At 39.2% G+C, this 12,136-nt stretch carries 10 protein-coding genes; 6 read left to right on the plus strand and 4 right to left on the minus strand.

The genetic code is table 11. The features are described 5' to 3' along the window. Positions 1–117: 117 nt before the first annotated feature. From pflB to tal, 3 genes are all read right to left on the minus strand, one after another. Positions 118–2,430, minus strand: coding sequence for a formate C-acetyltransferase (pflB, locus tag ACPT8Q_RS08720; protein WP_050948562.1), 2,313 nt, complete (start codon positions 2,428–2,430; stop codon positions 118–120). A gap of 41 nt (positions 2,431–2,471) precedes the next feature. Then, a complete protein-coding gene (gene focA / locus ACPT8Q_RS08725; protein ID WP_005658158.1) occupies positions 2,472–3,326 on the minus strand; it encodes a formate transporter FocA in 855 nt (284 codons plus the stop codon). 314 nt (positions 3,327–3,640) lie between these two features. Further along, positions 3,641–4,594 (minus strand): transaldolase, encoded by a 954-nt coding sequence (gene tal / locus ACPT8Q_RS08730; protein WP_050948563.1) that lies wholly within the window; start codon positions 4,592–4,594, stop codon positions 3,641–3,643. 293 nt (positions 4,595–4,887) lie between these two features. On the opposite strand from tal, the gene ACPT8Q_RS08735 reads away from it, so the two are divergent. From ACPT8Q_RS08735 to oppF, 5 genes are all read left to right on the plus strand, one after another. Continuing rightward, entirely contained in the window at positions 4,888–6,513 is a 1,626-nt protein-coding gene (locus tag ACPT8Q_RS08735; RefSeq protein WP_050948564.1) for an ABC transporter substrate-binding protein, read from the plus strand. A gap of 80 nt (positions 6,514–6,593) precedes the next feature. Further along, positions 6,594–7,514 carry an oligopeptide ABC transporter permease OppB gene (gene oppB, locus ACPT8Q_RS08740; RefSeq protein WP_046067751.1) on the plus strand — a complete coding sequence of 307 codons (921 nt, stop codon included), beginning with the start codon at positions 6,594–6,596 and terminating at the stop codon, positions 7,512–7,514. 9 nt (positions 7,515–7,523) lie between these two features. After that, positions 7,524–8,459 (plus strand): oligopeptide ABC transporter permease OppC, encoded by a 936-nt coding sequence (gene oppC, locus ACPT8Q_RS08745; protein WP_005651799.1) that lies wholly within the window; start codon positions 7,524–7,526, stop codon positions 8,457–8,459. Positions 8,460–8,468: 9 nt separating this feature from the next. Next, complete coding sequence (locus ACPT8Q_RS08750; protein WP_050948565.1) at positions 8,469–9,440, plus strand: ABC transporter ATP-binding protein; 972 nt, start codon at positions 8,469–8,471, stop codon at positions 9,438–9,440. Further along, positions 9,437–10,435: a murein tripeptide/oligopeptide ABC transporter ATP binding protein OppF gene (oppF, locus tag ACPT8Q_RS08755; RefSeq protein ID WP_050948566.1), complete on the plus strand. Its 999-nt coding sequence runs from the start codon at positions 9,437–9,439 to the stop codon at positions 10,433–10,435. Before ACPT8Q_RS08750 ends, oppF begins: the two co-directional genes overlap by 4 nt. 39 nt (positions 10,436–10,474) lie before the next feature. On the opposite strand, the gene ACPT8Q_RS08760 is transcribed toward oppF, so the two are convergent. After that, positions 10,475–11,341, minus strand: a complete 867-nt coding sequence (locus ACPT8Q_RS08760; RefSeq protein ID WP_050948567.1) for a VirK/YbjX family protein — start codon at positions 11,339–11,341, stop codon at positions 10,475–10,477. A 104-nt stretch (positions 11,342–11,445) separates the two neighbouring features. On the opposite strand from ACPT8Q_RS08760, the gene yihA reads away from it, so the two are divergent. Beyond that, entirely contained in the window at positions 11,446–12,063 is a 618-nt protein-coding gene (yihA, locus tag ACPT8Q_RS08765) for a ribosome biogenesis GTP-binding protein YihA/YsxC (RefSeq protein ID WP_050948568.1), read from the plus strand. Positions 12,064–12,136 lie beyond the last annotated feature (73 nt).

Genomic DNA, 12,136 nt, shown 5'->3' on the forward strand with positions numbered 1-12,136 from the left:
AAAATTAGATATAGCTAAATTTTACCAAATATTTAGTCTATAAAAAATGAGCCTGATTGAAATCAGGCTCATACATATTATGTTTCCGCCAAAGTGCGGTCAAAAATAAAAATGTTTTTACATTGACTCTGTGAAAGTTCTAGTAATTACATCTTGTTGTTGCTCTTTAGTTAAAGAGTTGAAACGTACTGCGTAACCAGATACACGGATGGTTAATTGCGGATATTTATCCGGATTTTCCATTGCATCTAACAACATTTCACGATTTAACACGTTCACATTTAAGTGTTGGCCACCTTCAACAGTTGCTTCGTGGTGGAAGTAACCATCCATTAAGCCAGCAAGATTACGACGTTGTGCTTCTGCATCTTTACCTAACGCATTTGGTACGATTGAGAAGGTATAAGAAATACCATCTTTCGCGTAAGCAAATGGAAGTTTAGCCACAGAAGTTAATGATGCTACCGCACCTTTTTGGTCACGACCGTGCATTGGGTTCGCACCTGGTCCGAATGGTGCACCAGCACGACGACCATCTGGGGTGTTACCTGTTTTCTTACCATAAACTACGTTAGAAGTAATGGTTAATACAGATTGTGTAGGCACAGCGTTGCGGTAAGTTTTAAGTTTTTGAATTTTCTTCATGAAACGTTCAACTAAGTCACAAGCGATGTCATCAACACGGTTATCGTTGTTACCATATTGTGGATATTCACCTTCGATTTCAAAGTCGATTGCTACGTTAGTTGCAACAACATTGCCATCTTTATCTTTGATGTCGCCACGAACTGGTTTAACTTTCGCATATTTGATTGCTGAAAGTGAGTCAGCCGCAACAGAAAGACCCGCGATACCACAAGCCATGGTACGGTATACATCACGATCATGTAATGCCATTAATGCGGCTTCGTATGAATATTTATCGTGCATATAGTGGATTACGTTTAAGGCGGTCACATATTGTTTTGCCAACCAATCCATAAAGCTATCCATACGAGTCATTACTGTATCGAAATCTAATACTTCATCAGTAATTGGTGCAGTTTTCGGACCTACTTGCATACCTAATTTTTCATCGATACCGCCGTTGATTGCGTATAACAATGTTTTCGCTAAGTTTGCACGAGCGCCGAAGAACTGCATTTGTTTACCCACAACCATTGGTGATACACAACATGCGATTGCGTAGTCATCATTGTTGAAGTCTGGACGCATTAAATCATCGTTTTCATATTGAACTGATGAGGTATCAATCGATACTTTCGCACAGAAACGTTTGAAGTTTTCAGGTAATTGTTCAGACCAAAGAATGGTTAAGTTTGGTTCTGGAGAAGTACCCATGTTGTAAAGAGTGTGTAAAATACGGAATGTATTTTTGGTTACTAATGTACGACCGTCTAAACCCATACCTGCGATGGTTTCAGTTGCCCACATTGGGTCACCTGAGAATAATTGATCGTATTCAGGCGTACGTAAGAAACGAACCATACGGAGTTTCATAACTAAGTGGTCAACTAATTCTTGCGCTTCAGTTTCAGTAATTTTTCCTGCTTTTAAATCACGTTCGATATAGATATCAATGAAGGTTGCAGTACGACCGAATGACATTGCCGCACCATTTTGTGATTTGATTGCAGCAAGATAAGCAAAGTACATCCATTGAATTGCTTCTTGAGCATTAGTTGCCGGGTTAGAAATATCATAACCATAGCTTGCTGCCATTTGTTTTAATTGACCTAATGCACGGTGTTGTTCTGCGATTTCTTCACGTAAACGAATTGTTGCTTCAAGATTTACGCCATCTTCTAAATCTTTTTGTAAAGAAGAGAATTGTGCGTATTTATCTTTCATTAAGAAGTCTACACCGTAAAGTGCTACACGACGGTAGTCACCGATGATACGGCCACGACCATAAGCATCTGGAAGACCAGTTAATACACCAGATTTACGGCAACGTAAAATGTCTGGCGTATAAACATCGAATACACCTTGGTTATGCGTTTTACGATATTCAGTGAAGATTTTTTTCACTTCAGGATCAAGTTCACGACCATAAACTTTACAAGAACCTTCCACCATTTTAATACCACCGAATGGCATAATGGCACGTTTTAAAGGTTCATCAGTTTGAAGACCAACGATTTTTTCTAAATCTTTGTTAATGTAACCGGGTGCGTGGGAGATAATGGTAGATGGCGTATGTTCATCAAAATCCAATGGTGCGTGAGTACGGTTTTCAATTTTAATTCCTTCCATCACAGATTCCCAAAGCTTGGTTGTTGCTTCGGTTGGACCTGCTAAGAAAGAGTCATCGCCTTCATACGGAGTATAGTTTTTTTGGATAAAGTCACGTACATTGACATTTTCTTGCCAATCGCCACCAGCAAAACCAGCCCACGCCAATTTTTGCGCTTCATTAAGTTCTGACATAGTCATTTCCTTTGTTAATTAATAAATAAGTAAGTAAATCTTTAATGCGTTTTGGTTAAATAACGTTGGAATACACCAATACAAATTGCCCCGCCGACAATATTTCCCAACGTTACAGGGATTAAATTCTTCACAATGAAATGGTACAAATCTAAATCTGCATATTTCATCGGATCAACACCGATTTGTTGCCAAAATTCAGGTGTACTAAAATGTGCAGTAATAATTCCCATTGGAATCATAAACATATTAGCCACACAGTGTTCAAATCCTGATGCAACAAACAAACCAATCGGCATAATCATAATAAATGCTTTGTCTGTAACAGTCTTACCAGAATAAGACATCCAAACCGCCACACACACCATAATGTTACATAAAATACCTAGGTTAAAAGCTTCAAACCACGTGTGATGAATTTTATGTTGGGCGGTTGCAAGAATCGTTAAACCCCATTGGCCATTTGCTGCCATTGTTTGTCCACCAAACCAAATAACAGCGGCAATAAACAAACCACCAACGAAGTTGCCTAAATACACCACGATCCAATTTCGAATCATTTGTGTCGTAGTGATTCTACCGCCCACTCGAGCGACTAAAGTTAAAGTAGAAGAGGTGAATAATTCAGATCCTAAAATCACCACCATAATTACGCCCAAGGAGAAGACTAATCCACCTACTAACTTGGTTAATCCCCAAGGTGCACCTGCACTAGCAGTTTGTGTTGTTGTGTAAAATACAAAGGCTAAGGCAATACAAGCACCGGCACTAATGCCGGACATAAACGATAAAAATGGACGTTTATTTGCTTTATAAGTCGCTGTATTTTCTGCATAATCCGTTGCTTCAACTGGCGTGAGAGCAACAGAAGATAGTTTTTGATTTTCTGATGCCATAATCAAACTCCAACTATTGAAATTGAAAAAGTTGATGAAAATTTAATAATTTTAACAAGTTTACGGCTACAAATACTTCTATAATTGGCGTTATTTTACTCTCCTCCCCTTTCATTGCAAAGAAAAGCAAAAATTATTTCAACAAAATTTGATATTTTGCAATGTTTGTTCAATTAAACAAAAAACAAACTAAATTTTTACCGCACTTTTATATCTTAATAAATAAAAAATCTGCACTCAAATTAGTTAAATATTTTCTTTAACTAATTCAAGAGCAGATTGAAGTGCGGTTATTTTTTATATTGAATTATGGATTAAAGTTTTGCTGAAAGCATGGCTTCCAATTTTTCTTGGTCAACAGCAAATTTACGAATACCCTCTGCTAATTTTTCAACGGCCATTGCATCGCTGTTATGTTGCCAGTAGAACTCAGCTTCTGTTAATGGTTGTGGTTTCGCTTTTACTTCGCCTTTGTATTCAAGTTTGCGTACAAGTGCGGTTGAATTTTCTTGTAATTCTTTCAGTAATGCCGGTGCAATGGTTAAGCGATCGCAACCTGCAAGTTCAGTAATTTCTCCTACATTACGGAAGCTCGCGCCCATCACAACGGTGTTGTAGCCATATTCTTTGTAGTAATTATAGATTTTGGTAACAGAAATAACGCCTGGGTCTTCTGCTGGCGCATATTCTTTTTTGTCTGAATTTGCTTTGTACCAGTCTAAAATACGACCTACAAATGGAGAAATTAAGTAAACGCCTGCTTCTGCACAAGCACGAGCTTGCGCTTCAGAGAATAATAAGGTTAAGTTACAGTTAATGCCTTCTTTTTCAAGGATTTCTGCAGCTCGGATACCTTGCCATGTGGAAGCGATTTTAATCAAAATACGATCATTTGAAATGCCAACTGCATTATAAATTGCGATCAATTTACGCGCTTTTTCAACTGTTGCTTGTGTGTTGTAAGAAAGACGTGCATCCACTTCAGTAGAAATACGTCCTGGAACGATTTTTAAAATTTCTAAACCAATATTTACCGCTAATTTATCTTCTGCATCAATAAGTTGTTGTGCTTTATCATTGCTTTGAGCTTTTGCATAAGCTACCGCTTCATCAATTAATGGGGCGTATTGTGGTAATGCTGAAGCACTTAGAATTAATGATGGGTTAGTAGTCGCATCTTGTGGTTGATATTTTTTAATTGCGTCGATATCGCCAGTATCAGCTACGACGACGGTCATATTACGAAGTGAATCTAACTGTGTTGTCATTGTATTCTCCTTGAATGGACTTGTTTAAATCTAATCAGGTTACGATAGCACAATTAGCATTAAAAAGGTAATTTATGTAGGAAAATATTTACAATAGGAAAAATCAATACATCCTAGATCCCCCCTCTCATATCATCACTTTTAGCAATTTTTTTAGCGATTTATTAGACACAACTCACAAAACTCAATTTTTCTTCAAATAATTTCCTGACAAATCTTTACAAAAATGAATTTTTGAGCTAATAAGTAGAAGACTTTTTATAAAAATATCGCCTAATGACAAGGAGGCTCAAATGCAACACAAACTACTCTTCTCTGCAATCGCTCTTGCTCTTTCCTATTCTGCGCAAGCAGTTATAGTGCCTGAAGGAACACAATTAGATGAAAAACAGCATATCGTGTTCAATAATGGGGCTGAACCACAAAGTTTTGACCCACACAAAACCGAAGGTGTGCCAGAATCTAACGTTGCTTATCAATTACTTGAAGGCTTAGTCACCTCAGACTCTGAAGGTAAACTTCAACCGGGTGTGGCTGAAAGTTGGGAAAATACACCTGACTTCAAAACCTGGACATTCCATTTACGTAAAGATGCTAAATGGTCAAACGGAGATCCTGTTACTGCACACGATTTCGTGTTTGCGTGGCGTCGCTTAGTGGATCCTGCCACTGCTGCACCTTATGCGAGTTACTTAAGTTATTTACAAGTTGAAAATGCGCAAGACATTATTGACGGTAAGAAAAAACCGGCTGAATTAGGCGTGGAAGCAAAAGATGATTACACCTTTGTGGTTCATGCAACCAATCCTGTGCCTTATGCAGTCAGTTTAACGACTCACCAATCCTTATTGCCATTACCACAAAAAGTAGTCGAAAAATTGGGTGATGCATGGGTGAAAAAAGAAAACTACGTGGGTAACGGTGCGTATAAGCTGGCTAACCATATCATTAACGAAAAAATCGAATTTGAACGTAACCCACTTTATTGGAACGATAAAGAAACCGTAATCAATAGTGCGACATTCCTCGCCATTGAAAACCCAAGTACCGATGTAGCACGTTATCGTGCGGGCGATTTAGACATGACCAGTTATGGTTTGCCGCCAGAACAATTCGCTAAATTACAAAAAGAATTGCCAGGCGAAGTATACGTTACTCGTACCCTAGCAACTTATTCTTATGAATTAAACAATAAGAAAGCACCTTTTGATAACGTGAATATTCGTAAAGCCTTGAACTTATCCCTTGATCGTAATGTGATCACCGATAAAGTATTGGGCCAAGGTCAAACACCAACCTATGTGTTTACCCCAACTTACATCGAAGAAGGTCATCTCATTCAACAACCTGCTTATTCAAAAGAACCGATGGCACAACGTAATGAAGAAGCCATTAAACTCTTAGAAGAAGCTGGTTACAGTAAAGCGAATCCGTTGAAATTCAGCATTCTTTATAATACCAATGAAAACCACAAAAAAGTGGCTATTGCTGCAGCATCTATGTGGAAAGCGAACACCAAAGGTTTGATTGATGTGAAATTAGAAAACCAAGAGTGGAAAACTTACATTGATAGCCGTCGTGCAGGTCGTTACGATACGGCGCGCGCAGGATGGAGTGCGGATTACAACCAAGCAACAACATTCGGCAACTATTTCTTATCTAATTCTAGTAACAATACCGCGAAATACGCGAACCCAGAATATGATAAAGCGATGGCAGAATCTTACGCAGCAACTGATGTAGAAGGTCGTGCAAAAGCTTATGCGAAGGCCGAACAAATTCTTGCAAAAGATTACGGTATCGTACCAATCTTTAACTATGTGAATCCACGCTTAGTGAAACCTTACGTAAAAGGTTATTCAGGCAAAGATCCACAAGATCATATTTACTTACGCAATCTTTATATTATTAAACATTAATTCGTTGCTCGTATTTAAGTGCGGTTAAAAATCGTCGTATTTTTTGACCGCACTTTTCGCCCATTTTGGTTGGAGTTGTTATGCTCAAGTTTATTTTTAAACGGCTGTTGGAAGCCTTGCCGACGCTGTTTATTTTGATTACTTTTTCTTTCTTTTTGATGCGTCTTGCCCCTGGCAGCCCGTTCACTTCTGAACGCGCTTATCCGCCAGAAGTCATGGCTAATATCGAAGCGAAGTATCATTTAAATGAACCATTATATAAACAATATTTCCTTTATTTAGAAAATCTTTCCAAAGGAGATTTTGGTCCCTCTTTTAAATATAAAGACCAATCAGTCAATGATTTAATCGCGTCAGCTTTCCCTGTTTCCATAAAATTGGGAATGGCTGCCTTCGCCTTTGCAGTCGTGCTAGGAGTAACAGCAGGTACGCTCGCCGCTCTCAATCAAAATAGCCGTTGGGATTATATTTTGATGAGTTTCTCGATGCTTGGGGTCATTATGCCAAGCTTCGTATTTGCACCTGTTTTAGTGCTAATTTTCGCCATTTATCTAGGATGGCTGCCAGCTGGCGGTTGGAACGGCGGTACCGCCATGTACATGATCTTACCTGTAGCCTCCTTAACTATCGCTTATGTTGCAGGGATTGCGCGTATCATGCGTGGTTCAATGATTGAAGTGTTACATTCCAACTTTATTCGAACCGCCAAAGCTAAAGGACTTTCCATGTCGAGAATCATTTTAAAACATGCTTTGCGTCCCGCACTTTTACCCGTGATAACCTATTTAGGACCTGCTTTCGTAGGGATTATTACCGGCTCAATGGTCATCGAAAGCGTATTTGGTTTACCTGGCATGGGATTATTATTTGTAAACGGCGCATTGAACCGCGATTACTCTTTAGTTTTGAGCCTCACCATTTTAGTGGGGACATTAACCATTTTATTTAATGCGATTGTGGATATTTTATACGCCATCATCGATCCAAAAATTCGTTATTAAGGATAAATTATGACAGATTATCGTACTCAGCCGATTAATCAGAAAAATGCGGATTTTGTGGAACAAGTGGCTGACCGTATTGAAGAAATGCAACTGGAAGGCCGCAGCCTATGGCAAGATGCGAAACGCCGTTTTTTCCGAAACAAAGCTGCTGTTGCCAGTCTGATTATTTTGGCGTTTATTATTATATTTATCACCGTAGCGCCTTGGTTCTTCCCATTTACCTATGAAGATACCGATTGGAATATGATGAGCGCCGCACCAACAATGGAAGGCTATCACTTCTTCGGTACCGACGCATCGGGTCGAGATTTATTGGTACGCACTGCTATCGGTGGACGGATTTCATTATTGGTCGGTATTGCTGGTGCTTTCATTTCCGTGACTATCGGCACAATTTATGGAGCGATTTCTGGCTATGTAGGCGGTAAAACAGATATGCTGATGATGCGCTTTTTAGAGATTCTCAGCTCATTTCCATTTATGTTTTTCGTGATTTTGTTGGTGACTCTTTTTGGCCAAAACATTTTCTTAATTTTTATCGCTATCGGGGCCATTGCTTGGCTTGGTCTTGCACGTATTGTACGCGGACAAACCCTCAGCCTAAAAAATAAAGAATTCGTCGAAGCCGCCATCGTTTGTGGCGTACCTCGTCGCCAAATCATTTTGAAACACATTATTCCGAATGTATTAGGCTTAGTGGCAGTTTATGCCTCGCTTGAAGTGCCTGGGCTCATTCTATTTGAATCATTCTTAAGCTTCTTAGGATTAGGAACTCAAGAACCGATGAGTAGCTGGGGTGCACTCTTAAGTGATGGTGCTGCACAAATGGAAGTGTCGCCTTGGTTATTAATTTTCCCGGCATTTTTCCTTTGCCTTACCCTATTTTGTTTTAACTTTATCGGTGACGGGTTGCGTGATGCGCTCGATCCGAAAGATAGATAGGAGCGAATAATGAATCCTTTATTAGATGTAAAAAATCTCTACGTTCGCTTCAAAACACCAGATGGCGTCGTTACAGCAGTGAATGACTTAAACTTCACGCTGAATGCAGGAAGCACACTGGGCATCGTAGGCGAAAGTGGATCAGGCAAGTCACAAACAGCCTTTGCTTTAATGGGTTTATTGGCAGCCAACGGTGAAGTGGAAGGCTCTGCCATTTTTGAAGGGAAAGAATTAGTTAATTTACCGAATGCTGAATTGAATAAAATCCGCGCCGAGCAAATTTCCATGATTTTCCAAGATCCAATGACGTCGCTAAATCCTTACATGAAAATCGGTGAACAACTCATGGAAGTGCTGCAATTGCACAAGGGCTATGATAAACAAACTGCCTTTGCCGAATCCGTGAAAATGTTAGACGCAGTTAAAATGCCAGAAGCTAAAAAACGCATGGGCATGTATCCGCACGAGTTTTCTGGCGGTATGCGTCAACGGGTGATGATTGCAATGGCCTTATTATGCCGTCCCAAACTACTCATTGCAGATGAACCAACAACCGCTTTGGATGTGACCGTTCAAGCACAAATCATGACCTTGTTAAATGAGTTAAAACACGAATTTAATACTGCGATTATTATGATTACCCATGATCTTGGGGTAGTGGCTGGTATCTGCGATCAAGTTATGGTGATGTATGCTGGACGAACCATGGAATACGGCACAGCGGAACAAATTTTCTATCATCCAACCCATCCCTATTCCATAGGCTTAATGGATGCGATTCCTCGCTTAGACGGCAATGAAGAACACTTGGTAACCATTCCTGGCAATCCACCGAATTTATTGCATTTGCCAAAAGGTTGTCCATTCTCACCTCGTTGCCAATTTGCTACCGAACAATGCCAAATTGCGCCAAAACTGACTACATTTAATCACGGTCAATTACGTAATTGTTGGTTACCAGCGGAGAAATTTAACCTATGACAGTCTCAAACAACAAAGAATTACTCCTTGAAGTCAATCACTTAGGCGTCAGTTTTAAAATTAAAAATGATAAATCCCTTTTCTTCGCCAAACCGCAAACCTTAAAAGCGGTGAAGGATGTGTCTTTTAAACTTTACGCAGGTGAAACTCTCGGCGTAGTAGGTGAATCTGGTTGTGGTAAATCCACACTTGCACGCACTATTATCGGTTTAGTCGAAGCGAGTGAAGGGGAAATCTTGTGGCTTGGTAAACATTTACGAAAACAATCAGCGAAACAATGGAAAGAAACGCGTAAAGATATTCAAATGATTTTCCAAGACCCACTAGCCTCTCTCAATCCGCGAATGAATATTGGCGAAATCATTGCTGAGCCATTAAAGATCTACCAACCGCACTTAAGTGCCGCCGAAGTGAAAGAAAAAGTGCAAGCTATGATGTTGAAAGTTGGGCTTTTACCGAACTTGATTAACCGCTACCCACATGAATTTTCTGGTGGTCAATGTCAGCGTATCGGTATTGCTCGTGCATTAATCATTGAGCCCAAAATGATCATTTGTGATGAGCCCGTTTCAGCGTTAGATGTGTCGATTCAGGCTCAAGTGGTGAATTTATTGAAATCCCTGCAAAAAGAAATGGGGCTTTCCTTAATTTTTATCGCTCATGATTTAGCGGTGGTAAAACATATTTCTGACCGCGTATTAGTGATGTATTTAGGCAATGCAATGGAATTAGGCAGCGATGTGGAAGTATATAACGATACCAAACATCCTTATACCAAAGCTTTAATGTCTGCTGTTCCGATCCCCGATCCAAAATTGGAACGCAATAAATCCATCGAATTACTTGAAGGTGATTTGCCTTCGCCAATTAATCCACCGTCTGGTTGCGTATTTCGTACTCGCTGTCTAAAGGCTGATGAGAATTGTGCGAAACAAAAACCACCTCTCACCAGCCAAAACAACAGCCATTTTGTGGCTTGCTTGAAAGTCTTATAAAACAAAAAGTGCGGTTAAAATTCACCGCACTTTTTACTTTTACAATCCTAATTTTTCTTCAATTACTTTAGCCAAATCATCTAGCATCGCATAACGTTTACGATACATGGAACGTTTTTTACTTGGCACATCATCCAGATTTCTATCCATTTCTAAAGGCAATTCCCAGTAATCTTTTAATTCTCCGCCTGATTCGCCAAAAATCGCATCATAATCCACCGTGTATTGTTTACTTTGAATGAAACGAGATTTATTTTGGTATTTTTGCGGAATGCCAAGCAATTTATCGTAGCCTAAGATTTTCGTGAGTGATTTCATGGTTTCAACCATTAAATAGGCTGGGCGCAAACCGTGGCAAGATTTAGTTAGTTGTTTTACCATTTCCTTTGAGCCTTCAAAATTTGGCCCTTGTACAACAGCAATAAGAAGCGCATCGCCCAATTTGGCAAAGGTAAGCAAATAAACTAATTCATTTCTTGGTTTATGCCATAGCTCCAATACCCAATACCCCTCCATCGGTTGATGGGTTGTCATGCTTAATGTCATTTCAAAATCAGGAATGACTTCGCCAAAACTTAATGGTTTTTCCCATAACGGCGTAGAAAGTGCGGTAAGTTTTTTGGGTAAAAATAAAAGATTCTCACAAATGGCATTAAATCGTTGTGATGCATTGAAACGTTTATCGAGAAAACGACAAGCAACAGGATAACTATAATCCAAGTGCGTATTAAAAATATCGACGAGAAAAGGATGTTGATTGATAAATTGTTCAAAGCGACGAATTGAACCACGATTTAAAAAGCTACGTAAGTTATAACGCCAATGTTTTGGTGCATCAAAACGCCCTGGTCGATATGGATAAAGATCCTTAGATTGAGGCCATTGGTAAGTTGTTTTTGTTGTCATCTGGAGTGCCATTAGTTGATTATAATTTCGGAGAGAATTTTGACATAATTTCAGGAAATTTTCCATTTATGCTATTCTAAACACAATTTTTAAAAGGAATCCTTATGTCTGAAATTAAACTTAATTACCACAAAACCCACTTTTTAACGAGCGCGCCGAATATTCGTTCTATTCCTGAAGATACGGGCATTGAAATTGCATTTGCGGGTCGTTCAAATGCAGGAAAATCAACCGCACTTAATGCATTAACCAATCAAAAAAGTTTAGCCCGTACCTCAAAAACACCGGGGCGTACCCAACTAATCAACTTATTTGAAGTGGAACCAAATTGTAAATTGGTGGATTTACCGGGCTATGGTTATGCTGCCGTGCCAGAGCAGATGAAAATTCAATGGCAAAAATCCTTAGGCGAATATTTACAAAAACGCGAATGTTTGGCAGGGTTAGTTGTGTTGATGGATATTCGCCATCCGCTTAAAGATCTTGACCAACAAATGATTGAATGGGCGGTTTCAGCTGATTTACCAGTTCTTTTATTACTGACTAAAGCCGATAAATTAAGCCAAAGCTCACGTAGTAAACAAGTAAAAATGGTGCATGAAGCAATTCTTCCATTTCAAGGCGATATACAAGTTGAAGCTTTTTCTGCACAAAATAAAATTGGAATTGATAAACTTGCAGCGAAATTAGATTTTTGGTTTTCGCCACTTTTTGCGGAATAAAATACAAATATTGCGATCTAGATCGCAAAAAAAGCACGGGATGAATGATTTCATTACGTGCTTTTTTTATAGT

The sequence above is a fragment of the Haemophilus sp. HN_Hi10 genome (genome assembly GCF_049821985.1).
GTDB lineage: Bacteria > Pseudomonadota > Gammaproteobacteria > Enterobacterales > Pasteurellaceae > Haemophilus > Haemophilus influenzae_D.

Bases quoted from the DNA above. Each gene is read 5' to 3' on its own strand.
- ACPT8Q_RS08760 (WP_050948567.1), bottom strand. From the start codon at position 11,341: ATGACAACAAAAACAACTTACCAATGGCCTCAATCTAAGGATCTTTAT.
- oppF (WP_050948566.1), top strand. From the start codon at position 9,437: ATGACAGTCTCAAACAACAAAGAATTACTCCTTGAAGTCAATCACTTA.
- focA (WP_005658158.1), bottom strand. From the start codon at position 3,326: ATGGCATCAGAAAATCAAAAACTATCTTCTGTTGCTCTCACGCCAGTT.
- oppB (WP_046067751.1), top strand. From the start codon at position 6,594: ATGCTCAAGTTTATTTTTAAACGGCTGTTGGAAGCCTTGCCGACGCTG.
- yihA (WP_050948568.1), top strand. From the start codon at position 11,446: ATGTCTGAAATTAAACTTAATTACCACAAAACCCACTTTTTAACGAGC.
- pflB (WP_050948562.1), bottom strand. From the start codon at position 2,430: ATGTCAGAACTTAATGAAGCGCAAAAATTGGCGTGGGCTGGTTTTGCT.
- ACPT8Q_RS08750 (WP_050948565.1), top strand. From the start codon at position 8,469: ATGAATCCTTTATTAGATGTAAAAAATCTCTACGTTCGCTTCAAAACA.
- ACPT8Q_RS08735 (WP_050948564.1), top strand. From the start codon at position 4,888: ATGCAACACAAACTACTCTTCTCTGCAATCGCTCTTGCTCTTTCCTAT.
- tal (WP_050948563.1), bottom strand. From the start codon at position 4,594: ATGACAACACAGTTAGATTCACTTCGTAATATGACCGTCGTCGTAGCT.
- oppC (WP_005651799.1), top strand. From the start codon at position 7,524: ATGACAGATTATCGTACTCAGCCGATTAATCAGAAAAATGCGGATTTT.